Raw genomic sequence first — 21,846 nt, 5'->3', positions numbered from 1 at the left:
CGTTCGACTTGCATGTGTGAAGCACGCCGCCAGCGTTCGTCCTGAGCCAGGATCAAACTCTCCAACCAAAACCAAACACACCAACACCCGAAACCGAGCATCAGCGCGAAGCAATGTGCCGAAGCATGCCCTGACCGATCATCCGAGACCCACCAGTTCAGCAAACCAGTACGCCCCAAGGAAAAGACAGTCAAAAACAGTACCAACCATGAACCCCGAAAGATCCACAGCCAGCCCACACGCTGACCATCCAAACACCCTGTTGAGTTCTCAAACAACACGCCACAACCAAGCGATACTGAAAATACTTCAGATCAGCCTCAGCCGAGGCAACTTGACTACGTTAGCAGTCGCAAACTGCACCGTCTAATACAGGGATGATGACCCTGCACACAGGCAGTTGAGCCTCTATATCGAGTCTCAGGTGATCCCCGCGCTTCGATCCACGGACCGCGCCAGCGCTCTCCTGAGCTTGTCGCGTGCCTCCGTGATCTCCGGACCGGCCTTCTCGGCTGTTCCGTTCCCCCGCGGGCAGAGACAAATATACACGCCCCTGGGAAGCGTGAAACCAGGGGGTCCGTCTTTGACTTCACGATACTCCTGAACAGGGCAGACATCAAGGTTTTCGACCAGATTCCCGAGCCGGTGACATGCCCGGCCGCCTCCGCGGACACTCCCCCGCCCGGAACTTCGGCTGTTAGCCTGCGAGCACCAACTACTCCGCACATCATCAGAGGAGAAGGCATGTCAGTCACTCGCAACGCAAGCACCCGCTGGACTGGAGACCTCCAGAGCGGCGGCGGTGTCACCAGCTTCGTTTCGTCCGGTCTCCCGGACACTCCGGTGACCTGGGCGGCTCGCGCGAACGACCCTGAGGGCAAGACGAGCCCCGAAGAGCTCATCGCGGCGGCCCACGCTTCCTGCTACTCCATGGCGCTCTCGGCCGGCTTGGGCAAGGCGGGCCACACGGCGGAGGAGATCGTCACCGAGGCCGCCGTCGACTTCAAGCCGGGCACCGGGATCACCGGCATCGCGCTCAGCGTTCGCGCCACCGTCCCGGGACTCGGGGCCGACGAGTTCGCCGAGATCGCGGAGGCCACCAAGGACGGCTGCCCTGTGAGCCAGGCACTCAAGGCGGTCCCCATCACGCTTGAAGCGACCCTGGGTTAGGGTCGATCCCAAGCGTTACAAATCTTCATATTGATCGCACACTGTGCGCGAAGGCACCATGTGCACCATCCGTGATCGCAGTATCACGGTGTCGATCCCCGGACGGGGCCCAACCGGGGATCGACACGGTGGAGGTGGGTTTCGCGCACATAGTCGTAAGTGTGCTTGTCTGCCCAGCTGAAAAACTCACACGTAGAGGAGGTCGAGTGCGTCGTGACTACTCCCGAGAGCACCGGTCGGCGATTCCGCGCCTACACCATCCGTCATCTTGATGACCTGTTGAAGCGCGCGCCGCTGACGGAAGAGCAGAGGCTCCGGACGAGGGCGGTGGCGTCGGTGCTGCCGTTCCGCACCAATACCTACGTCGTCGATGAGCTCATCGACTGGGACAACGCGTTCGACGATCCGATGTTCCGTCTGGTCTTCCCTCAGGAGGACATGCTGCCGTCCGAAGACGTCGACCACATCGCGAAGCTGCTGAAGAACGACGCCTCCAAGCAGGAGGTCACGGCGGCGGCCAACCAGGTGCGCTTCAGGCTCAATCCGCATCCGGCCGGTCAGATCCAGTTGAACATCCCCAAGGCCGGCGAGGAGACGATCCAGGGTCTCCAGCACAAGTACAAGGAGACGGTGCTGTTCTTCCCCCAGCAGGGGCAGACGTGCCACGCCTACTGCACCTACTGTTTCCGGTGGGCGCAGTTCGTCGGGATCGACGACTTGAAGATCGCGAACAACGACGTCGAGCAGCTGACCGGGTACGTCCGGCGCCACGAGGAGGTCACCAGTGTGCTGATGACCGGTGGCGACCCGATGATCATGGGGGAACCGGTCCTGCGCCGGTACATCGAGCCGCTGCTGAGCATGGACCACGTCGAGTCGGTCCGGATCGGTTCGAAGGCGCTGGCCTACTGGCCGCAGCGGTTCGTCACCGACCCCGACGCGGACGACACGCTGCGCCTGTTCGAGGAGGTCGTGAAGTCGGGTCGGAACCTGGCGTTCATGGCGCACTTCTCGCACCACAAGGAGCTGGAGTCCGAGCTAGTCCAGGAGGCGGTCCGCCGGATCGAGGCGACCGGGGCGATCATCCGCACGCAGGCGCCGCTCATCCGCACGATCAACGACGACGCGGACCAGTGGGCGAAGATGTGGCGGACCCAGCACCGGCTCGGGATGATCCCGTACTACATGTTCGTCGAGCGCGACACCGGCCCGCAGGACTACTTCTCGGTGCCGCTGGTGCGGGCCTGGGAGGTCTTCCGGGACGCGTTCAGCCAGGTGTCGGGGCTGTGCCGCACGGTGCGCGGGCCGTCGATGTCGGCCACGCCCGGGAAGGTCGCCGTGGACGGCGTGGTGGAGATCAACGGCGAGAAGGTGATCGCTCTGCGGATGCTTCAGGCTCGCAATCCCGATCTCGTCGGTCGCCCGTTCTTCGCCAAGTACGACGAGAACGCGGTCTGGGTCGACGACTTGAAGCCGGCGTTCGCCGACAAGTTCCCGTTCGAGCTCTGACGGGGAGCCGCCGCGTCGGCGGTGCCCGTTCGTCCCCCTGGAGTCGTCGCCCTGGCAGGAATGGGCTTCGCGGCCGGAGCGGCTCTGTGCCGCTCCGGCTTTCGCGTGTTCAGGCGGTGTGGAGGGCGAAGCCGCTCGTGCCGGGGCGCTCGGCACCGGGTTTGAGTCGGCGGGCGTGGTCGTAGTCGCCGCTGTTCTCGGTGCGGTAGGCGATCGGCTCGGTCTCCGCGAGGGTCTCGAGGCGGCGGCGGAGGCGGGCGGTCGTCGTGGCGTAGCCGGCCTCGTCGAGCATCGGCGCTCCGGTGACGACGAAGGGCGGCAGCACGCGCATCCCGGTGTAGAAGAGGACGCCGTGCTGGAGCGGGAAGAGCAGGTCGTCGATGGGTCCGCCGATGCCCCGCTCGGAGAGCTGCGACTCGGAGGCGCCTGAGGTCGTGACGACCATCGCGAGCTTGCCGGCGAGGGTGCCCTCGCCGTAGCGCTTCCAGGTGCTGCTCGGGGCGTAGCCGAAGCCGTTGGTGAAGACCCGGTCGACCCAGCCCTTCATGATCGCGGGCATGGAGAACCACCACTGCGGGAACTGGAGGATGACGGCGTCGGCGGCCAGGAGCCTCTCCTGTTCGGCGGTGATGTCGGCCGACTGCGTGCCGGTTTCGTAGGCTTCGCCGGCGGCGGCCATGAAGTGGTCGCTTTCGGTGGGGCCGAAGTCGTCGTAGTCGGCGACGGCCTTCCACTTCATGGCGTAGAGGTCGCTGACGGTGGTCTCGTGGCCGAGGCGGCCGAGCGTCTCGGTCATGTCGCCTCGCAGTGAGGCGTTGAGCGAGGCGGAGGACGGGTGTGCGTAAACGATGTGGATCTTCATGGGCACCATGCTGCGGGCGTTTCGGGGAGGCTGCCAGACACTTGTTCGACCTGTGGTCGTTCGCTCCTAGGACTGACGGTCCTAGGCACCGGGGCGCGGGGCCGGTGATACTTGGCGACGGAGGTGGTCCGCATGGAACCGGACGCGGGGGCGATTCATCGGCTCGAGGATGTGGCCGATTTGGGCAAGTTCCTACAGGCACGGCGGGCCCGGGTGAATCCGTCCGATGTGGGTCTGCCGGAGGATTCGCGGCGGCGGGTGCCGGGGCTGCGGCGGGAGGAGCTGGCGTTGCTGGCGGGGGTGAGCGTGGATTACTACACGCGTCTGGAGCAGGGGCGCGCGAAGCGGCCGTCCGATCAAGTGTTGGAAGCGGTGGCGCGGGCACTGCGGTTGGACGCGACGACGCGGGCGCATCTGCATCGGTTGGCGGGGGTTTCGCGTCTGGAGCCGGGGGATCCGTCGGCCGAGCTGCGGCCGGAGCTGCGGACGATGGTCAAGGCGATCGAGGCGTTCCCGGCGTTGCTGCTCAATCACCGGCACGATGTGCTGGCGGCGAACGAGATGGCGGATCTGCTGTACCGGCCGATCGGTTGGGATCTGGAGCGGCACCCGAATCTCGCGCGGCTGCTGTTCGACGAGGATTCGCGGCAGTTCTTCCCGGACTGGCCGGCGTGCGCGACCGAGAAGGTGGCGCAGCTGCGCAAGGTGGCGGCGCTGTTCTCCGACGACGAGCGGTTGACCTCGCTGATCGGTGAGCTGGTGGTCAAGTACGCGGATTTTCGGGAGTTGTGGGCGCGGGCGGAGGTGCGCGACTGTTTCAGCGGGGCTCTGGTGGTGGACCATCCGATCGTGGGGCTGTTGGCGCTGCACAAGGAGCAGTTCCGGGTGGCGGACGGGAGCGGGCTGCTGCTGGTGACGCTGTCGGCTTCGCCGGGGACGGACGATCACGACAAGCTGCGGCTGCTGGGGTCGGGCCTGGCGGCCTGACCCCAGCGGCGGTCAGCGGATGGTGAGCAGCTCGATGACCCGGAGCCAGTCGCTGTTTCCGTGTCCGGTGGCCGAGAGCTCCTTGAGGAACTTGTGGTGTGACTCGAGGAGGTCGGCTCGGATCCCCTGTTCGCGGCTGGCGGTGATCATGGAGGTCGAGCCGGTGAGGGCGAAGTCGACGTTCTGGCCGCCGGTGTCGTAGGTGCCGCCGTCGATGATCGCGGCGAGCGCCTTGCCGTGGGGCAGCATGGCGGCGAGCCAGGCCTCGACTTCGACCGCGGTGTCGACCGCGGTGGCGCCGGCGGTGCGCATCATGGCGATGGCCTGGACGAAGCCGCTGAACATGAGGTCCATCGCGGAGAGCAGGGCCATGTCCTTGAGGGAGGCGACGCCGGCGTCGGTGCCGACGAACTGGGCGGTGCCGAAGGTCTCGAGGGCGGGCCGGGCGATGGCGTAGGCGTTCTCGCTGCCGGAGTAGAACAGGAGCGAGCCGGCTTCGCCGATCATGTCGGGGGTGGCCATGATGGCGCCGTCGAGGTAGACGATGCCGTGGTCGGCGGCCCAGGCGGCGGTGTCGCGGGCCTCGTTGGGCGTGGTGGTGGTCAGGTTGACGACGACTTTGCCTTCGAGTTCGGCGGCGACGGGGTCGAGGTGTTCGCGGACGCTGGCGTGGTCGAGGAGGACGACGAGGATGAGGTCGCTCGCGGCGACCGCGGCGGCGACGGTCGCCGCGGCGGTCGATCCGGCCTTGACGTGCGGTTCGGTCTTGGCGGCGGTGCGGTTCCAGACGGTGGTGGTGTAGCCGGCCGCGCGGAGGCGCTCGGTCATGACCGAGCCCATGTTGCCGAGGCCGAGGATGCTGATGGTGCCTTGTGACATGGTGTGCTGTTTCCTATTCGTTTCCGTTGTCGCCGCGGATGATCTGGTAGACGGGGACGATGGCACCGGTGCGCTCGGTCGCGTCGAGGGCGCGCTGGTAGTAGTCCTGGACGGTCTTGGTGAGTTCGGCGTCGGTGCCCGCGTCTTCGCTGGTGTCGATGACGTGCTGGGCGCCGGCGTGCATCATCTTGAGGCTCGCGAGGTCGCCCCAGCCGCCCTGCTTGGCGGCCTGGGCGAAGTAGACGGAGAAGTCGCGCTGGCTGTCGGCGTCGTCCTTGCTGAGTTCCAGGAAGGTGTCGATGTCGCCGCCGCCGCGCTCGATCATGGCAAGCGCCTGCTGCAAGGAGATGAGGTAGGCGTGGAACATGGCGAGCCCGGCCTGGTAGTAGAGCTGGGCGAGGCCGTAGTCGGGGCCGAGGTAGACGTTGGCGCAGAGCAGTTCGAGGAGCGGTCGGAGCTCGTCGTGGAGCTCGGCGGGGCCGCTGACGTACAGGTGCGAGGCCGGGTGGCGGATGTCGTCGCTCTGGGTCATGTAGGCGCCGGTGAGGAAGCGGCCGCCGCGATCGAGGACCCATGCGGCGCCTTTGGCGGTGTTCGCCGGGGAGTCGGAGGAGAGGTTGACGATGGTCTTGCCGGTGAGGTCGGCCGGGCCCTGTTCGAGGACGCCGTACATGGCGTCGTAGTGGATGAGGGAGAGCAGGACCGTGTCGCTGGCGGCGATCGCGTCGGCGACGGTGGCGGCGGGTGCGGCGCCGAGTTCTGCGAGTGCTTCGGCCTTGCCCGGGGTGCGGTTCCAGACGGTGACGTCGAGTCCGGCCTCCAGGAGGATCTTCACGGTGGCGCGGCCCATCGGGCCGAGGCCGAGGACGGTGACGGACTTCTTGGCGGACATTTCGTGCCTCTCGGTGTTCGATGGTTTCATGTGGGTCTTGTCGGGTTTCGTGGTCGGCCGGGTGGGCTTCGCGAGATCGCGCTCGCCGGTGGCGCCTGGGGCCGTCGGGTTCGAGACCGCGCTGTTTCCTATTCGGCGTCGCCGCGGAGGACGCGGTAGACGGATACCGGGTGGCCGGCCTTCTCGGTGGCGGCGATGGCCCGCCGGTGATAGTCCTGGATGGTCTTGGTGAGTTCGGCGTCGACGCCGAGGGCTTCGCTGGTCTCGATGATGTGCTGGGTGGCGTTGTACATCAGGTTGAGACTGTCGGCGTCGGCCCAGCCGCCCTGCTTGGCGAATTCGGCCCATTGGCGCATGAAGTCACGGTAAGTGTGGGGATGCTCCGCTGCGTTGGCGACGAAGCGGTCGAGGTCGGCGCCGGAGCGGTCGACGATGGCGAGCGCCTGCTCCCAGCCGAGCATGAAGGCGTTGAAGAGGGCGAGTTCGGCCTGGTAGAAGACCTGCGCGAGGCCGTAGTCCTCACCGAGGTACTCCTGGCGGCTCAGCGGGCGCAGCAGGTCCTTGTTGGCGTCGAAGACGTCCTGGGGGCCGCTGAAGTAGAGGTAGGAGTCCGGGTGGGTGATGTTCGGCCCCTCTGACATGAAGCCGCCGGTCAGGAACTTGCCGCCGTGATCGAGGACCCAGGAGGCGCCCGCGCGGGTGTGCTCGGGCGAATCGGAGGACAGGTTCGCGACGACCTTGCCTTCGATGTGGTCGGGTGCCTGGCCGAGGACGTCGTGCATGGCCTGGTAGTGGGCGAGGCTGACGACGATGAGCTCGTTGGCGTCGAGAGCGTCGGCGACGGTGTCGGCCCGCTTGGCGCCGAGCGCGACGAGGTCGTCGGCCTTGGAGGCGGTGCGGTTCCAGACGGTGACCTCGATACCGGCGTCGAGGAAGGCCTTGACCATGGAACGGCCCATGGGACCGAGGCCGATGACGGTGACGGATCGCTTGTGCTGAGCCATCTTGTGTCCCTTCGGGTGCGGTGGCAATGGTTCGCTTGGTGCCGGGGCAATCGTGGCTCCGGCGGGTAGGCTTCGCAAGACCGCACTTTCCGGTGGGGTTACTTACCGTCAGGTTCGAAATATGGTCGGGGGGAATCCGGTGCAGACCATGAGTGGCGCAGATCAAATCTGCGGGATGTCGATCGCGATCGACGTAGTCGGCGGCAAGTGGAAGATGCACCTGATGTGGGTGCTGGGCGAGGGTCCGCATCGGTTCGGGCAGATCCGTCGGATGCTCGACGGGGTGAGTGAGAAGGTGCTCGCGGAGAACCTGCGGCAGTTGGAGGCGGCCGGGGTCGTGCACCGGGAGCTGTACGCGGAGGTGCCGCCGCGGGTGGAGTACTCGCTGACGCCGCTGGGCGAGTCTCTGAACGAGGCGCTGGCGCCGCTGGGCGAGTGGGGCGACAAGCACCGTGAGGCCGTGGTGTCGCAGGTGTGAGGCGCTGCCAGGGCGGTCCGCGCGAAGGCCTTCGGGCGGTCGGGATCGACGAGGGCTTTGCCGAGGGCGTGGCCGGGCGCCATGCGGTCCGGCCGTGCCCCCGCCGTCCGGGTCAAGGCGTTGTCGGCCCGTTCAGGCGCCGAGTCCGCGGAGGTAGGCGAGGTCGACGCCGACGAGGCTGGGGAGGGTGAGGACCTCGAGGCCGGGCGGGAGCGGGACTTCGCTGGGGACGGCGATGGTGACCGCGCGGGCGGCCAGCGCCGAGGTGACGCCGGAGAAGGAGTCCTCCAGGACGACGCTGCGGGTGATGTCGACGCCGAGTTTCTCGGCGGCGGTGCGGTAGGGCTCGGGGTCGGGTTTCCGGTGCTCGACCTCGTCGCCGCAGACGGTCAGGTCGAAGTTGCCGGGGCCGAGGTGGCGGAGCAGCAGGTCGGCCAGTTCCCGCGGGGTGGAGGTGACCAGCGCGGTGGGCAGGCCGGCGGCGCGCACCTCGAGCAGGAGCTCGCGGGCGCCGGGCTTCCAAGGGGCGCCCGCGGCGAACATCTCCCGCATGCGGGCGCGCAGCCACTCCTGGTACTCGGCGGCCCGGTCGAGGGGCACGCCGAGGCTTTCGAGGAGGATGATGACCGAGGCTTCCTCGTTGGTGCCGACCATGCGGGCGCGGACCTCGGGTTCGAGCGTGCCGCCGAGCTCTATGGCGAGCTCTTCCAGCGCCACGTCCCAGAGGGGCTCGGAATCGAGGAGGGTGCCGTCCATGTCGAAGAAGACGGCCTGCGGGAAGTCATTCACGCCTTAGACGGTACGGCGGTGACTGGTGGGGCCGACGGGTTCGGCGCGCCGTCGCGAGCAGGCTCACAAGTGTCAGGCGAGTCCGGCCCGGTGGTGTCGGCGGCACAGGACGGTGTAGGAGTCCATGTCGCCGACTTCGACGAGGTCGCCGGCGAAGACCATGACGCCGTCGCGCAGGCGGGCGTTGTGGGTGCCGCGTTCGCCGCACCAGCAGTTGACGCGCACGGGAAGCTCTTCGACGCGGTCGGCGAGTTCGATGAGCCGCTGGGAGGCGGGGAAGAGCCGTCCGAGGAAGTCGGTTTTGAGGCCGAAGGCGTAGACGTCGACACCGAGGCCGTCGACGGCGTCGGCGAGGTGGTTGATCTGTTTGGGGGCGGTGAGGAACTGGACTTCGTCGACGACGACGTAGGGCGGGCGGAGCTCGGCGAGGTCGTCGTAGAGGTCGAGGTCGGGGGTGGCTTCTCTGGCCTTGTGCTCCAGGCCGATCCTGCTGGAGATGACGCCTTCGCCGCTGCGGTCCATGGTGGTGTAGAGGACGCCGTCGCCTCCCAGTGAGTGGTGGTACTGGAGGGCGAGGGTGGACTTTCCGGCGTCCATGACACCGAGGTAGGCGACGAGTTCGTGCGACATGCCGCCATTGTGCCCTGTGAGCCGTCTGGCACTGGGGGCCATGCCCGCCCTGCCCTTGTTCGGCACTCACGGCGACGCTTGCGAGCCGTAACGTGAGACTCATGGCGACGCTTGCGAGCTGTAATTTGGCACCCACGGCGACGCTTGCGAGCCGTAATTTGGCATTGAAGTAGCTCGCCTCCGGGTGGTGCAGGACGATCGCGTCGGTGGACTGCTCGGGGTGGAGCTGGTCGCCTTCGGAGAGCTCCACGCCGATGCGGTCGGCGCCGAGGAGGTCGACGAGCGTGGCCCGGTCGGACAGTTCGGGGCAGGCCGGGTAGCCGAAGGAGTAGCGGCAGCCGCGGAAGTCGACGTCGAGGATGCCCTTGAGATCACCGGGGTCGGCGTCGGCGACGGTGCCGCCGCCGGGCAGGGTCCATTCGCGCCTCATGCGTCGGTGCCAGTACTCGGCGAGGGACTCGGTGAGCTGGACGGTCAGGCCGTGGACTTCGAGGTAGTCGCGGTAGGCGTTGGCCTCGAACAGCTCCCTGGTGTACTCGGAGACCTTGGGGCCGAGGGTGACCAGCTGCATGCCGAGGACGTCGAGCCGTTCGCCGTCCTTGGCGCGGAAGAAGTCCGCCAGGCACAGCCTGCGGCCTTGACGCTGGCGCGGGAAGGTGAAGCGGGCCCTTTCGGCGTGGCCGTTCTCGTCGAGGACGACGAGCGAGTTGCCTTCGGAGTAGGCCGGGAGGTAGCCGTAGGCGACCTTCGCTTCGATGACGTTGTCGGTCTGGAGCCGGTCGAGCCAGTAGCGCAGGCGCGGACGGCCTTCGGTCTCCACGAGCTCCTCATAGGAGGGCCCGTCCCCTCGGGTCGGCTTGAGGCCCCACTGGCCGAGGAAGGTGGCGCGCTCGTCGAGCATGGACGCGTATTCGGCGAGGGCGATGCCTTTGAGCACGCGGGAGCCGTAGAACGGCGGCACGGGGACGTCGACGTCGGTGGCCACATCGGAGCGCACCGAGGTGTCGTCGAGGTCCGGGAGGGACTCGGCGACGAGCGTGGCCTGCTTGGCGCGCCTCTCGCGCCGCTTGGCGATCTTGGCGTCGCGTTCGGGGTCGGTGACCGGCACGCCGGTGCGGCGGGCGGTCATGACCCGGTCCATGAGCGCGAGCCCTTCGAAGGCGTCGCGGGCGTAGTGGACCTGGCCGCCCTCGAACATCTCGCGCAGGTCGTCCTCGACGTAGGCGCGGGTGAGGGCGGCGCCGCCGAGGAGGACCGGCCAGCGGGTGTGCATGCTGCGGGCCATCATCTCGGCGAGGTTGTCCTTCATGATGACCGTGGACTTGACGAGCAGGCCGCTCATGCCGATGACGTCGGCGCCGTGCGCTTCGGCGGCGTCGAGGATGGCGTTGATGGGCTGCTTGATGCCGAGGTTGACGACGGTGTAGCCGTTGTTGGACAGGATGATGTCGACGAGGTTCTTGCCGATGTCGTGGACGTCGCCGCGGACGGTGGCGAGGACGATGGTGCCCTTGTCGGCGGTGTCGGCCTTGTCCATGTGGGGTTCGAGGTGGGCGACGGCGAACTTCATGGCCTCGGCGGACTGGAGGACGAACGGCAGCTGCATCTCCCCCGCGCCGAAGCGGTCGCCGACGACCTTCATGCCTTCGAGGAGGTGGTCGTTGATGATGTCGAGGGGGCGCTTGCCGTCGGCGAGGGCGGCGTCGAGGTCGGTGTCGAGGCCGTTCTTGTCGCCGTCGATGATGCGCTGTGCGAGGCGCTCGTCGAGCGGGAGGGCGGCGAGGGCCTCGGCGCGGGCCTCCTTGGTGCCCGCGAGGCTGACGCCGTCGAAGATCTCGATGAGCTTCTGGAGCGGGTCGTAGTCCTCGGTGCGGCGATCGTAGATCATGTCGAGGGCGACCCGCTTCTGCTCCTCGGGGATCGAGGCCATCGGCAGGATCTTGGAGGAGTGGACGATGGCGCTGGTGAGCCCGGCCTCGACGCATTCGTTGAGGAACACGGAGTTGAGGACCTGGCGGGCGGCGGGGTTCACGCCGAAGGAGATGTTGGAGATGCCGAGGGTGAAGTTGACGCCGGGATAGCGGCGGGCGATCTCGCGGATGGCCTCGATGGTCTCGAGGCCGTCGCGGCGGGTCTCCTCCTGGCCGGTGGTGATGGGGAAAGTGAGGGTGTCGATGAAGATGTCCTGGACCTTCATGCCCCAGTTGCCGACGAGATCGTCGATGGTGCGGGCGGCGATGCGGACCTTCCAGTCGCGGTCGCGGGCCTGGCCCTCCTCGTCGATGCACATGACGACGACGGCCGCGCCGTGCTCGGCGATGACGGGCATGATGCGCTGGTAGCGGGAGTCGGGGCCGTCGCCGTCCTCGAAGTTGACGGAGTTGACGACGCAGCGGCCGCCGAGGGCTTCGAGGCCGGCTTCGATCACGGGCGCCTCGGTGGAGTCGAGCATGATCGGCAGCGTGGAGGCGGTGGCGAAGCGGGAGGCGAGGATGCGCATGTCCTCGGCGCCGTCGCGGCCGACGTAGTCGACGCACAGGTCGAGCAGGTGGGAGCCGCCGCCGGCCTGCTCGCGGGCGATCTCGACGCAGCGGTCGTAGTCGGCCTCGAGCATGGCGTCGCGGAAGGCCTTGGAGCCGTTGGCGTTGGTGCGCTCGCCGACGTTGAGGATCGAGGCGTCCTGGAGGTAGGGGACGTGGTGGTAGGAGGAGGAGACGCCGACGTCGAGGACCGGTTCGCGCTCGGCGGGGACGGCGCCGTCGAGGCGTTCGCGCAGGACGCGGATGTGCTCGGGGGTGGTGCCGCAGCAGCCGCCGACGAGGTTGACGCCGAAGTTCGTGACGAACTCCTCGTGGGCGTCGGCGAGCTGCTCGGGGGTGAGGGGGTAGACCGCGCCGTCCGGGCCGAGGACGGGCAGGCCGGCGTTGGGCATGACCGAGATCGGGACGGGCGAGTGGCGGGAGAGGTAGCGGATGCTCTCGCTCATCTCGTCGGGGCCGGTGGCGCAGTTGAGGCCGATGACGTCGACGCCGAGAGCGGCGAGGCTGGTCAGGGCGGCGCCGATCTCGCCGCCGACGAGCATGGTGCCGGTGGTCTCGACGGTGACCTGGGCGATGATCGGGACGCCGGTGCCCAGTGCGGTGTTCGCGCGTTTGGCTCCGATGACGGCGGCCTTGGCCTGGAGGAGGTCCTGGGCGGTCTCGACGAGGAGGGCGTCGGCGCCGCCTTCGATGAGCCCGGCCGAGCACTCTTGGTAGTGGTCGCGCAGGAGCGCGTAGGGGGCGTGGCCGAGGGTGGGCAGGCGGGTGCCGCCGCCCATGGAGCCGAGGACGAAGCGGGGCCGCTCGGGCGTGGCGTACTCGTCGGCCTTGCGCCGGGCGAGCCCGGCGGCGGCGCGGGCGAGCTCGCGGGCGCGGTCGGTGATGCCGTATTCGACCAGGCCGCCGTAGTTGGCGCTGAAGCTGTTGGTCTCGACGCAGTCGGCTCCGGCCGCGAGGTAGGCGTCGTGGATGCCGAGCACGATGTCCGGCCTGGTCAGGCACAGGATGTCCGAGAGGCCCTCGTGGCCGTCGTAGTCTTCGAGGGTGGGGTCGAAGGTCTGCAGCATGGTGCCCATGCCTCCGTCGGCGATCACGACGCGGCGGCTGAGGGTCTCGAGGAAGCTGTTCGATGCAGACACGCCCTCAAGGGTACTTCGGGGTGCCGCAGGCTGGGACGCAGGTTTCACAGGATGGGCATCACACCGGCGTCGAGGCCGTCCAGGAGCGCGGTGAGCGCGAACTCGAAGAGCGCGTCGAAGTCGCCGATCGACGCTTCGGGCGTGGTCGCGGTGAGCCGCGGGAAGGCGCCGCCGCCGACCAGGTCGTCGAGCGCCTCGGCCTGGCGTTGCCACCAGCGTTCCATGCTCTCTCCCGAAGCGGCGGCGGCCGAGTTCTCGGTGGCGGGCAGCAGGGCCAGGCCCTGCACCAGCCCGGACACGGTCAGGTAGACGCTCATGGCCGCCGCGGGCGGCCGGTCGGCGTCGGCGGCGGCGCTCAGCACCCGTTCGACCGCGTCGAGAATATTGGGCCCCAAGGGCGGCCGGGTGGTGGCGAGCACCGGCAGCACCCAGGGGTGGCGGCGGTAGAGCTTCCATTCCTCCCAGGCCGCGGATTCCAGCCGCTCTCGCCAGGTCCCGGCCGGATCCGGCGCCTCGATCTCGCCCATGACGGTGTCGGCCATCGCCGTGACGAGGGCGTCGCGGCTCGGGAAGTGCCGGTAGAGCGTCGTGGTGGCGACGCCCAGGGCGGTGGACAGGCGGCGCATGGTCAGCCCCTCGACGCCCTCGGCGTCGGCCAGCGCGATCGCCGCGGCGGTGAGGCGGGCCGGGGTGAGGGTCTGAGGCCGAGGCGGGCGCACGACGGGGCGGGAGCGCTGCCGGGCCCGGTAGGCGCGCCCCTGGCAGGAACGGGAGCAGTAGCGGCGAGGCCGGCCGCGCCCGGTGGGCGGCAGGGCCTCGCCGCAGACGTCGCAGTGGTCCATGCGGCCTCATTTCGTCACGCTCGAATATGTGACGAAATTCTAGTCGTCGCGATGCGGCGTAGCTAGATTCAAGGTCACGTGAACGACGTACGGAAAGGTGCAACCGATGGAACCGAGACTGAACGTGCGCAAGGCCGAGGCGGCCGACCGGGAGCGGGTCGCCGCCGCCTACGACGAGGCCAGTGCCGACGAGGCGGTGCGGGCGTGGCTGTACGGAGGCCTGCCGCTGCCGCCCGAGATGGTCACCGGCTATTTCGCCGAGTTCATCAGCCGGTCCATCGACGAGGACGAGGTGTGGATCGCCAAGGCGGGCGACGAGGTCTGGGGAGTGGCCGTGTGGATCGAGGTCCACGACGTCGCGCGCTTCGAGGCCGAGGCGGACGAGCTGGCGGCCGTGGCCGAGGAGCACGACCTGCCCGTCCTTCGGCGAGGGGTCCGCGCCCTGCGGATGGTCGCCGCGGCCCACCCCCGCCGCTACCCGCACCTGTACCTGCACTCGATCGCCGTGGACCCGCGGCGGCGCGGCCGCGGAGCGGGGGCGGCCCTGCTGGCCGAGCGGCTGCGACTGGCCGACGAGGCCGGGATGCCCGTCTACCTGGAGGCCAGCACCGAGCGGTCGGCGCGGCTGTACGAGCGCTCCGGCTTCACCGCAGAGGAGTCGCGGATCGCCTTCCCCGAGGACGGGCCGGTGCTGATCCCGATGTGGCGGCGGTAGCCGGTCACCTGGTGGGAATGGCCGGGGCCGGTGGCGCCACGCGGGCGTAGCATCGGGTCGTGATGCACCCGTTCGTCGAAGGGACGCAGATGGACACCGTCGATACTCGCTTGTGGACTGAAGTGACCGATCCGGAGAAGCTGCGGGAGATCGTCGGCGAGGTCAAGCCGCGCGCGGCGCAGAAGGAACGCCCGAAGCTCCACGCGCGGGACCTCGAATGGCTCGCCGCCTCGCCGTACTGCGTCATCGCGACCTCCGACGCCGAGGGCAACTGCGACGCCTCGCCCAAGGGCGACCCGGCCGGGATCGTCCACGTCCTGGACGACTCGACGGTCGCGATACCCGAGCGCAAGGGCAACCACCGCGTCGACGGCTACCACAACGTGCTGTCCAACCCGCACGTCGGACTGCTCTCGCTCGTGCCGGGGCGCAGGGAGACGCTGCGGATCAACGGCCGCGCCCGCGTGGTGTCCGACGCGCCGTTCTTCGACGACATGGTCGTCAAGGGCCACAGGCCGATCCTCGCGCTCGTCGTCGAGATCGAGACGATCTTCTTCCACTGCGGCAAGGCGTCCATGCGCTCGGGGATCTGGAAGCCCGAGACATGGACGCCCGAGGCGCTGCCGTCGCACGCGCAGATGGTCAAGGAGACGCAGCGGGTCGAGGAGACGCTCGAACAGCTGACCGAGTACTACGGCACGCAGTACGAGAAGCAGCTGTACTGACCGGCCCGCGTGCGCGCGATACGATCGCGTGCATGCTTCTCGTACCCTTCATCTACCTCCTCATGTTCGCGGCGGGCATAGCCGCGACGTACTGGATCGTCCGGCTGGCCGTGCGCCACGCCATCGAGGACGCCGACAAGCGGCGGAGCCGGGCTCCTAGACCGTAGCCTCGGCCTTGAGCCGCTCGATCATGTCGTCGTCGCAGCTCGTCCAGAACTCCCCCACGACGTCCTCCAGCTGGTCCATGGACGCGGCCTCGAACAGCTTGTCCTGGTAATGGGTGATGTCGTATTCGATCGTGCCCATGGTGACCAGGTCGAGCGGCAGGATCGTCATGTCCCGGAACTCGTCGATCTCGCCGTACGAGGACAGGATGCCCGCCCCGTAGGCCTTGAGGCCGTCGCTCTCGCGGATGACCCCGAACTCGAGCGTGAACCAGAAGACGCGGGAGACGAACTCGAGCGCGTCCTCGGAGTGGACCCGGCGGGCCGCCTCGCCCGCCGCCCGGTAGAGCGCGGCGAACCGGGGCGAGGCGAGGGCGTTGGCGTGGCCGATGACCTCGTGGACGACGTCGGGCTCCGGCGTGTACAGCGGGACCGAGTGGTGCCGGATGTACTGGGTGGCGTGGAACTTCCCGTCGGAGAGCACCCCGTAGAACTCGCGCAGGGGCACGAGCCCCGCGGCGGGCAGGTAGCTGAAGCCGGTGAGCGGTTCGAGGGCCTCGGAGACCTCGGACAGCTGCGGGATGTGATCGGCCGGGAGTTCCAGGCGCTCGGCGCCGTTCAGGTACTCGTGCGCGGCCAGCGATCGGTGCTTCACGGCGAGTTCGGCGCTGGCCAGCCGCCAAATCCCGTGTTCGGTCTCGGTGTAGGAGATTTCGGGCATGGGTCGCCCCGGCTCCCACTCCATTGCGAGTCCCGCGATGGCGTTGCGCCGTTCGCGGTACTCGGGGTCGGCGAAGCCCGGGTGGGTCTCACCCAGTTCCACGACGACCGTGCCGTCTGCGTCGGTGTTGACCGGCGCGAAGTACTGTCCTTCTTCGAACATACCGCCAGTTCACCAGGTCTGTGGCGGCCTGTCAACGCGATCGGGCGGTTCGGTCCGGCCTAGGCGAAGCGGAGTTTCGCGGGCGTCTCGGTCGGGGCGGTTTTGCGCAGGAACGCGCGCCGCTTGGCCTCGAAGCCGTGGCGGTCGTCGAAGAAGTCGCGGGCCATCTCGGCCAGCTCGATCGTCCGGTAGTACGACAGCGGTCGGCTCTCGGCGCGGCGGCGCTCCTTGGCCGCGAACATGCGTCCGCGGCTGACCGGCTCGTTGTAGCCGACGGCGACGGCGCTCAGCCAGTACCGGAACGAGGACCAGTCGCGGGGGCCGACGGCCTGGATCAGGCCGATGCGGGCGGCCTCGGCGGCCGAGATCGGCAGCTTGTCGCCCAGGAGGGAGGCGGCGCGCTCGGGGCCGACGCGTCCGGCGACGGTCCAAGTGTGCAGCTCGGAGCCGAAGATGCCCATGTCGTAGTACGGGTTGAGGACGACGCCGTCGCGGGAGACGGTGACGTCGGCGCACAGCGCGGCCATGACGCCGCCGGCGCCGGCGTTCGCGCTGAAGGCGGCCATGGTGACCTGCTCGGCCGAGGCGATGGCGGCGCACAGGTCGTCGATGGCGCCGATGTTGGCCCACGCCTCGGCGGCGGGGTCGGGGGCGGCGTCGATGACGCCGAGGTGGATGCCGTTGGAGAAGGCGTGCTCGGTGCCGGTGAGGACGAGGAGCCTGGTGTCCTCGGTGAGGGCCTTCTCGACGGCGGCGGTCAAGCGGCGGCACTGCTCGGTGTGCATCGCGCCGTTGTAGGAGCGGATGGTGAGGTAGCCGATGTCGCCTTCGCGGCGGTAGGTCGACTCGGCGAGGGCCTCGGGGAGCGGCAGGAAGGGGGCGCCCGCGGCGTCGACGACCATCGTGGCGGGGAGCTTGGGGCCTCTCTTGGCGTCGAGGGTGGCGGCGTAGCCGATCCACAGCGTGCCCTGTCCGCAGGCGATGGCGATCGATTCGAGGTTGCGTCCGACGATGGTGCCGGGGGTGGCGCCGTACTGCTCGCCGACGGCGGCCGCGTTGAACAGGCAGTAGCGCCTGCCGCCCAGCTCGGCCGGTGCGCCGGGGGCGCCGTCGGCGGCGGCGATGCGGCGGGCGATCTCGTCGGCGGGGGCCCACCAGTCGATTTCGAAGGCTGTTCGGCGCAGCAGTGGCAGCTCGGTGGTGCCGCGGATCTCCCGCGGCACTTCGGCGGGCGGCAGCGGCTGCTCGCCGGCGGCGAACTTGCGGACGGTCTGGGCGACGCAGTCCATGGCGGCGTCGGCGACGAGGCCGTTGTACAGGGCGCTCTTGCCGATGGCCTCGGGCAGGTCGAAGGTCGAGGTGGCCCAGATGGGGCCGGCGTCCATCTCCTCGACCGCCGAGAGCGCGGTGACGCCCCAGCGGGCGCGCCGGTCGAGAATAGCGTGGTCCAGTGAGGACGGTCCGCGGTCGCCGACCGGCCCGGGGTGGACGATGACGGTGGTCCACCGCCGCCACACCTCCTCGGGGACCCGGTGCTTCAGGAAGGGGCACAGGATCAGGTCGGGGTCGATCCGCGCGACCTCGCGGGTCAGCGATTCGGGCGAGTCGAACACGGGGGCGAGTTCGACGCCGACGTCATGTCCCTGTTCGCGCAGGGAACACCAGACACGCTGGGTCAGACCGTTGAAGGCCGATACCAGCAGCAGGATCTTCAATTGCGACTCCTCTGGCGGCGTGGGGAGTCGGTGACGCTCTGCGGTTGGAGCGTACCGGGACTCGACATATCGCACAATAAGCGTGAGCAGTCTATTCCGAGCAATCCTTCGATTGTGTCGCGGGCCAGAGCGGGCGCCGACGGGTCGTCACCACCAGCGCCGAGAGTCTCCGCGGCCCAGGCGTCGACGGCGGCGAGCGCTCCGGCGGTGTCGAGGTCGTCGGCCAGGCGTTCCCGGACGGCCGTGAGCACGGCTCCGGCGGGGACGGCGAACTCGCGCGAGCAGGCCTCCCTCCAGCGTCCGAGGCGCAGTTCGGCCTCGGCCAGGCCGGCGGGGGTCCACTGGCGGTCGGCGCGGTAGTGCCCGGCCAGGAGCGCCAGGCGGACGGCGGCGGGGTCGACGCCTTCGGCTCGGAGCTTGGAGACGAAGACGAGGTTGCCCAGGGACTTGGACATCTTCTCGCCGTCGAGGCCGATCATGCCGGTGTGGACGTAGGCGCGGGCGAAGGGCCGGTCGCCGGTGAGCGACTCGGCATGAGCGGCCGACATCTCGTGGTGGGGGTAGATCAGGTCGGAGCCGCCGCCCTGGACGTCGATGGTGGCGCCGAGGTGTTCGAGTGCGATGCAGGCGCATTCGATGTGCCAGCCGGGCCGGCCGGGGCCGACCGGCGAGTCCCACGACGGTTCGCCCTCGCGCGGGGCGTTCCACAGGATCGGGTCGAGCGGGTCGCGCTTGCCTTCGCGGTCGGGGTCGCCGCCCCGTTCGCGGGCGTAGCCGAGCATGGTGTCGCGGTCGTAGTTCGACTCCGCGCCGAAGCCGGGGGCCTCGGCGACGGAGTAGTAGACGTCGCCCGATTCGTGCCGGTAGGCCGCGCCCGATTCGAGGAGCTCGGCGACGGCCTTGCCGACCAGGGGGATCGTCTCGATGGCGCCGATGTAGTGGCGCGGCGGGACGATCTTGAGGGACTCCATGTCCTCGCGGTAGAGCGCGGTCTCGCGCAGGCCGAGGACCCGCCAGTCCGTGCCGTCCCTGTCGGCGCGTTCGAACAGCGGCTCGTCCACGTCGGTGACGTTCTGGGCGTAGTCGACCTCGAGGCCCTGGTCGCGCCAGTAGCGGTTCACCAGGTCGAAGGTGATCATCGTGGCGGCGTGGCCCAGGTGGGTCGCGTCGTAGGGGGTGATGCCGCACACGTACATGGAGGCGCGTTCGCCGCCGGGCCGGACCGTCTCGCGCCGCTCGCCGGTGGCGGTGTCGTGGAGACGCAGGGCGGGTCCGTGGCCGGGCAGGGCGGGTACGTCTGGTGCGGTCCAAGATTCCATAGCGGCGATCGTAGTTCGCGTCAGGCGGCAGCGGCCAGCGTCATGCCGGGACGAGGCCCGCGGCGACGATGGCGATGATGATCACGCCGAAGGCGATGCGGTACCAGACGAACGGCATGAAGGTGTGGTTGGAGACGAACTTCATCAGCCAGGCGACCGAGGCGTAGGCGACGCCGGCGGAGACGATGACGCCGGTGATGAGCGAGGCGAGCGGCAGGTCGCCGCCGACGGCGTCCTTCATCTCGAGGGCGCTGGCGCCGACCAGGGCGGGGATGCCGAGGAAGAAGGAGAAGCGGGTGGCGGTGGTGCGGTCGAAGTCGCGCAGCATCCCGGCGGTCATCGTCGCTCCGGCACGGGAGACGCCGGGGAACAGCGAGAGCACCTGGATGCCGCCGACGAAGAGCGCGTCCTTCATGTTGATGTGCGCCTCGCCGCGCTGCTGGGTGGCGACGCGCTCGGCCCACCACATGACGAAGGACCACGCGATCGCGCCGATGCCGACGGCGTAGAGGTTGAACACGGCGTCGATGTAGTCCTCGATGAGCAGTCCGGCGATCACGATCGGGAGGGAGCCGACGATGACGTACCAGCCGAAGCGGTACTCGCGGCCGCGCCGGTCGCTGTTGAACACCCCGATCGTCCAGCCCTTGGCGATGTCGACGATGTCCTTGAGGAAGTAGACGAGGATCGCCAGGATCGCCCCGCCCTGGATGACCGCGTTGAAGGCGATGATCTCCTCGGCGGCGGGGTCGAGCCCGATGAAGGCCGCGAAGACCGTCAGGTGTCCGGTGGACGAGACGGGCAGGAACTCGGTGATGCCCTCGACGACGCCGAGGATGATCGCTTGCCAGATTTCCAAGTCGCGTTCCCTTCAGATTTCAACGTCCGACAGCGTAGCGGGCCCCGACTCGGGGCCGCATCTGACGCCGGTGCCCGCGCGGCCCGGCGATAAGGGTATTGACCCGCAGCGTGCTGCGGCTTCGGCCGTCGAGCCGATCCCGGATTCATCCCTCGGGAGGAGCGGCGCGGGGCCGGACCGGCCGAACGGCCGGGGGCGGGAGCGGCCCCGGAGCGGGCAAAGCGCGTAGCTTTCCGAGACTTGCTCGATGTACCTTGTGTGGTCATGGAACGCCGACCACTTGGACGCAGCGGCATCGAGGTCTCCTCGCTCGGGCTGGGCACGATGACGTGGACCACCGACGAGGTCGGCCTGGAGGACGCCGCCGCGCAGTTGCAGACCTTCGTCGAGGCCGGCGGGACCCTCGTCGACACCGCCGACGTGTTCGGGCAGGGCGCGGCCGAGGCCGCGATCGGGCAGCTCATCGGGAAGGTGGTCGCGCGTTCGGAGATCCACATCGCCACGAAGGCGGGGGTGCGCACCGACGGCTCGGACCGCAAGCGGGACACCTCGCGGGGGTGGCTGATGCGCTGCCTGGAGAACTCGCTGCGGCGGCTCGGCACCGACTACATCGACCTGTGGCTGCTGCACGTCTACGACCCGGACACGCCGGTGGAGGAGACGATGTCGGCGCTGGACATGGCCGTCGGCAGCGGCAAGGTCCGGTATGTGGGGGTGTCCAATCACACCGGTTGGCAGACGGCGCGGGCGTGCGCTCATCAGTCGGCCTGGCCGGGGCGGACGCCGGTCGTGGCCTCGGAGGTCGAGTACTCGCTGCTCCAGCGGGGAGTCGAGCGCGAGGTGCTGCCAGCGTGCCTGGCGATGGAGCTGGGCCTTCTGGCGTGGTCGCCGCTGGGCAGGGGCGTGCTGACCGGCAAGTACCGCTTCGGGCGGCCCTCGGACTCGCGGGCGGCCTCGGCGCAGTGGTCGCGGTTCGCGACGACTTATCTGGACGAGCGGTCGGCGGGGATCGTCGAGGCGGTCGCCACCGCCGCCGAGGGGCTGGGGGTCAGCCCTCTGGAGGTGGCGCTGGCGTGGGTGCGGGACCAGCCGGGCGTGGCCTCGGCGATCGTGGGCGCCCGCAACGCGACGCAGTTGCGGGCGTCCCTGGCCGCGGAGCAGCTGTTCCTGCCCCCGGAGATCCGGCTGGCCCTCGACGACGTCTCGGCGCCGTCGGTGGGCTATCCGGAGAGTTACTGACCCTCGCCGGAGCCCATGGAGGCGATCCACTCGTTGACGCGGCGTTCGCCTTCCTCGCGGGAGACGTCCTCGACGCGGGTCATGATCGACCAGCGGCGGCCGAAGGGGTCGGCGATCGAGGCGTAGCGGTCGCCGGTCAGGAACACCGAGGGCTCCTCGCGGACGGTCGCCCCGGCCTCGACGGCCTTGGCGTAGACGGCGTCGCAGTCGGGGACGTAGAGCACGAGGCTGGCGGTGATCTGCTCGGGGTCCGGCGAGGCCATGCCGAACGCCGGGTTCGCGTCGCCGAGCTGGACGATCGAGTCGCCGATCTGGATCTCGGCGTGCATGACCGAGCCGTCCGGTCCGTCGTTGCGGGTGAGGACCTTCGCGTCGAAGACGTTCCGGTAGAACTCGATGGCCTTCGCGGCCTCGTTGACGACGATGAACGGCGTGATCGAGTGGTATCCCTCGGGGATCGGATCGACATTGGCGTCTTTTGCGAAATCAGTGCTCATGGGACCAGT

Annotated in this window: 20 protein-coding genes, 1 rRNA gene and 1 pseudogene; 8 read left to right on the top strand and 14 right to left on the bottom strand. The window is 69.0% G+C overall.

Annotation, left to right across the window (positions count from 1 at the left end; translation table 11 throughout):
• Positions 1–68 (bottom strand): 16S ribosomal RNA (locus tag YWW_RS0112885); the annotation flags it as partial.
• A 676-nt stretch (positions 69–744) separates the two neighbouring features.
• Here YWW_RS0112885 and YWW_RS0112880 point away from each other — a divergent pair.
• Both YWW_RS0112880 and YWW_RS0112875 read left to right on the top strand, forming a co-directional pair.
• Positions 745–1,170: an OsmC family peroxiredoxin gene (locus YWW_RS0112880; RefSeq protein WP_026930451.1), complete on the top strand. Its 426-nt coding sequence runs from the start codon at positions 745–747 to the stop codon at positions 1,168–1,170.
• A gap of 213 nt (positions 1,171–1,383) precedes the next feature.
• Positions 1,384–2,679, top strand: a complete 1,296-nt coding sequence (locus YWW_RS0112875) for a KamA family radical SAM protein (RefSeq protein ID WP_026930450.1) — start codon at positions 1,384–1,386, stop codon at positions 2,677–2,679.
• Positions 2,680–2,788: 109 nt separating this feature from the next.
• Here the strand turns inward: YWW_RS0112875 and YWW_RS0112870 are convergent, their stop codons facing one another.
• Positions 2,789–3,541: an NAD(P)H-dependent oxidoreductase gene (locus tag YWW_RS0112870; RefSeq protein WP_026930449.1), complete on the bottom strand. Its 753-nt coding sequence runs from the start codon at positions 3,539–3,541 to the stop codon at positions 2,789–2,791.
• Positions 3,542–3,673: 132 nt separating this feature from the next.
• Here YWW_RS0112870 and YWW_RS30085 point away from each other — a divergent pair, with 132 nt between their 5' ends.
• Positions 3,674–4,528 (top strand): helix-turn-helix transcriptional regulator, encoded by an 855-nt coding sequence (locus YWW_RS30085; RefSeq protein WP_211228542.1) that lies wholly within the window; start codon positions 3,674–3,676, stop codon positions 4,526–4,528.
• A 12-nt stretch (positions 4,529–4,540) separates the two neighbouring features.
• Here the strand turns inward: YWW_RS30085 and YWW_RS0112860 are convergent, their stop codons facing one another.
• From YWW_RS0112860 to YWW_RS0112850, 3 genes are all read right to left on the bottom strand, one after another.
• A complete protein-coding gene (locus tag YWW_RS0112860; protein WP_026930448.1) occupies positions 4,541–5,407 on the bottom strand; it encodes an NAD(P)-dependent oxidoreductase in 867 nt (288 codons plus the stop codon).
• Between the two features lie 13 nt (positions 5,408–5,420).
• On the bottom strand, positions 5,421–6,299 hold the full coding sequence (locus tag YWW_RS0112855; RefSeq protein WP_026930447.1) for an NAD(P)-dependent oxidoreductase: 879 nt from the start codon (positions 6,297–6,299) through the stop codon (positions 5,421–5,423).
• Positions 6,300–6,427: 128 nt separating this feature from the next.
• Positions 6,428–7,303, bottom strand: a complete 876-nt coding sequence (locus YWW_RS0112850) for an NAD(P)-dependent oxidoreductase (RefSeq protein WP_026930446.1) — start codon at positions 7,301–7,303, stop codon at positions 6,428–6,430.
• A 175-nt stretch (positions 7,304–7,478) separates the two neighbouring features.
• Between YWW_RS0112850 and YWW_RS0112845 the strand changes: the two genes are divergently transcribed.
• Positions 7,479–7,781, top strand: a complete 303-nt coding sequence (locus YWW_RS0112845) for a winged helix-turn-helix transcriptional regulator (protein ID WP_081687425.1) — start codon at positions 7,479–7,481, stop codon at positions 7,779–7,781.
• Between the two features lie 132 nt (positions 7,782–7,913).
• Here YWW_RS0112845 and YWW_RS0112840 read toward each other — a convergent pair whose 3' ends face one another.
• The 4 genes and pseudogenes from YWW_RS0112840 to YWW_RS0112825 form a co-directional block, all read right to left on the bottom strand.
• On the bottom strand, positions 7,914–8,570 hold the full coding sequence (locus tag YWW_RS0112840) for an HAD family hydrolase (protein ID WP_026930444.1): 657 nt from the start codon (positions 8,568–8,570) through the stop codon (positions 7,914–7,916).
• A 72-nt stretch (positions 8,571–8,642) separates the two neighbouring features.
• On the bottom strand, positions 8,643–9,167 hold the full coding sequence (locus tag YWW_RS37980; protein WP_342673574.1) for a thymidine kinase: 525 nt from the start codon (positions 9,165–9,167) through the stop codon (positions 8,643–8,645).
• Positions 9,168–9,357: 190 nt separating this feature from the next.
• Positions 9,358–12,879, bottom strand: a pseudogene (metH, locus tag YWW_RS30080) (methionine synthase); the annotation flags it as partial.
• A gap of 44 nt (positions 12,880–12,923) precedes the next feature.
• Positions 12,924–13,721 carry a TetR/AcrR family transcriptional regulator C-terminal domain-containing protein gene (locus tag YWW_RS0112825; protein WP_026930443.1) on the bottom strand — a complete coding sequence of 266 codons (798 nt, stop codon included), beginning with the start codon at positions 13,719–13,721 and terminating at the stop codon, positions 12,924–12,926.
• Between the two features lie 106 nt (positions 13,722–13,827).
• Between YWW_RS0112825 and YWW_RS0112820 the strand changes: the two genes are divergently transcribed.
• The 3 genes from YWW_RS0112820 (at position 13,828) to YWW_RS37775 (ending at position 15,328) form a co-directional block, all read left to right on the top strand.
• The gene (locus tag YWW_RS0112820; protein WP_026930442.1) at positions 13,828–14,436 is read left to right on the top strand and encodes a GNAT family N-acetyltransferase; all 609 of its coding nucleotides are present in this window, start codon (positions 13,828–13,830) and stop codon (positions 14,434–14,436) included.
• Positions 14,437–14,498: 62 nt separating this feature from the next.
• The gene (locus YWW_RS0112815) at positions 14,499–15,161 is read left to right on the top strand and encodes a pyridoxamine 5'-phosphate oxidase family protein (RefSeq protein ID WP_245595416.1); all 663 of its coding nucleotides are present in this window, start codon (positions 14,499–14,501) and stop codon (positions 15,159–15,161) included.
• A 32-nt stretch (positions 15,162–15,193) separates the two neighbouring features.
• The gene (locus YWW_RS37775; RefSeq protein ID WP_281171000.1) at positions 15,194–15,328 is read left to right on the top strand and encodes a hypothetical protein; all 135 of its coding nucleotides are present in this window, start codon (positions 15,194–15,196) and stop codon (positions 15,326–15,328) included.
• Here YWW_RS37775 and YWW_RS0112805 read toward each other — a convergent pair.
• From YWW_RS0112805 to YWW_RS0112790, 4 genes are read right to left on the bottom strand one after another with little or no spacing between them, the layout of a single operon-like run.
• Positions 15,318–16,208: a phenylalanine 4-monooxygenase gene (locus tag YWW_RS0112805; protein ID WP_026930440.1), complete on the bottom strand. Its 891-nt coding sequence runs from the start codon at positions 16,206–16,208 to the stop codon at positions 15,318–15,320. The two genes, YWW_RS37775 and YWW_RS0112805, sit on opposite strands and share 11 nt — an antisense overlap.
• A 59-nt stretch (positions 16,209–16,267) precedes the next feature.
• Complete coding sequence (locus YWW_RS0112800; RefSeq protein WP_026930439.1) at positions 16,268–17,923, bottom strand: enoyl-CoA hydratase-related protein; 1,656 nt, start codon at positions 17,921–17,923, stop codon at positions 16,268–16,270.
• Positions 17,920–19,242: a cysteine--1-D-myo-inosityl 2-amino-2-deoxy-alpha-D-glucopyranoside ligase gene (mshC, locus tag YWW_RS30075; RefSeq protein WP_081687418.1), complete on the bottom strand. Its 1,323-nt coding sequence runs from the start codon at positions 19,240–19,242 to the stop codon at positions 17,920–17,922. Before mshC ends, YWW_RS0112800 begins: the two co-directional genes overlap by 4 nt.
• A gap of 40 nt (positions 19,243–19,282) precedes the next feature.
• Positions 19,283–20,101, bottom strand: coding sequence for an undecaprenyl-diphosphate phosphatase (locus YWW_RS0112790; RefSeq protein ID WP_026930438.1), 819 nt, complete (start codon positions 20,099–20,101; stop codon positions 19,283–19,285).
• A gap of 264 nt (positions 20,102–20,365) precedes the next feature.
• Here YWW_RS0112790 and YWW_RS0112785 point away from each other — a divergent pair, with 264 nt between their 5' ends.
• Positions 20,366–21,340, top strand: a complete 975-nt coding sequence (locus YWW_RS0112785) for an aldo/keto reductase (protein WP_026930437.1) — start codon at positions 20,366–20,368, stop codon at positions 21,338–21,340.
• Here the strand turns inward: YWW_RS0112785 and YWW_RS0112780 are convergent.
• Positions 21,334–21,837: a VOC family protein gene (locus YWW_RS0112780; protein WP_026930436.1), complete on the bottom strand. Its 504-nt coding sequence runs from the start codon at positions 21,835–21,837 to the stop codon at positions 21,334–21,336. The genes YWW_RS0112785 and YWW_RS0112780 overlap by 7 nt on opposite strands.
• Positions 21,838–21,846: the final 9 nt, after the last annotated feature.

The sequence above is a fragment of the Glycomyces tenuis DSM 44171 genome (assembly GCF_000427885.1).
In the GTDB taxonomy this organism is placed as follows: domain Bacteria; phylum Actinomycetota; class Actinomycetes; order Mycobacteriales; family Micromonosporaceae; genus Glycomyces; species Glycomyces tenuis.
The sequence above is the reverse complement of the archived record's forward strand: the minus strand, read 5'-3'. Positions and strand labels throughout refer to the sequence as shown.

Excerpts from the sequence above, each read along its gene's own strand:
- YWW_RS0112880 (WP_026930451.1), top strand. The coding sequence starts at position 745 with ATGTCAGTCACTCGCAACGCAAGCACCCGCTGGACTGGAGACCTCCAG.
- YWW_RS0112870 (WP_026930449.1), bottom strand. The coding sequence starts at position 3,541 with ATGAAGATCCACATCGTTTACGCACACCCGTCCTCCGCCTCGCTCAAC.
- YWW_RS30085 (WP_211228542.1), top strand. The coding sequence starts at position 3,674 with ATGGAACCGGACGCGGGGGCGATTCATCGGCTCGAGGATGTGGCCGAT.
- YWW_RS0112860 (WP_026930448.1), bottom strand. The coding sequence starts at position 5,407 with ATGTCACAAGGCACCATCAGCATCCTCGGCCTCGGCAACATGGGCTCG.
- YWW_RS0112855 (WP_026930447.1), bottom strand. The coding sequence starts at position 6,299 with ATGTCCGCCAAGAAGTCCGTCACCGTCCTCGGCCTCGGCCCGATGGGC.
- YWW_RS0112850 (WP_026930446.1), bottom strand. The coding sequence starts at position 7,303 with ATGGCTCAGCACAAGCGATCCGTCACCGTCATCGGCCTCGGTCCCATG.
- YWW_RS0112845 (WP_081687425.1), top strand. The coding sequence starts at position 7,479 with ATGTCGATCGCGATCGACGTAGTCGGCGGCAAGTGGAAGATGCACCTG.
- YWW_RS37980 (WP_342673574.1), bottom strand. The coding sequence starts at position 9,167 with ATGGACGCCGGAAAGTCCACCCTCGCCCTCCAGTACCACCACTCACTG.
- YWW_RS0112825 (WP_026930443.1), bottom strand. The coding sequence starts at position 13,721 with ATGGACCACTGCGACGTCTGCGGCGAGGCCCTGCCGCCCACCGGGCGC.
- YWW_RS0112820 (WP_026930442.1), top strand. The coding sequence starts at position 13,828 with ATGGAACCGAGACTGAACGTGCGCAAGGCCGAGGCGGCCGACCGGGAG.
- YWW_RS0112815 (WP_245595416.1), top strand. The coding sequence starts at position 14,499 with ATGCACCCGTTCGTCGAAGGGACGCAGATGGACACCGTCGATACTCGC.
- YWW_RS37775 (WP_281171000.1), top strand. The coding sequence starts at position 15,194 with ATGCTTCTCGTACCCTTCATCTACCTCCTCATGTTCGCGGCGGGCATA.
- YWW_RS0112805 (WP_026930440.1), bottom strand. The coding sequence starts at position 16,208 with ATGTTCGAAGAAGGACAGTACTTCGCGCCGGTCAACACCGACGCAGAC.
- mshC (WP_081687418.1), bottom strand. The coding sequence starts at position 19,242 with ATGGAATCTTGGACCGCACCAGACGTACCCGCCCTGCCCGGCCACGGA.
- YWW_RS0112785 (WP_026930437.1), top strand. The coding sequence starts at position 20,366 with ATGGAACGCCGACCACTTGGACGCAGCGGCATCGAGGTCTCCTCGCTC.
- YWW_RS0112780 (WP_026930436.1), bottom strand. The coding sequence starts at position 21,837 with ATGAGCACTGATTTCGCAAAAGACGCCAATGTCGATCCGATCCCCGAG.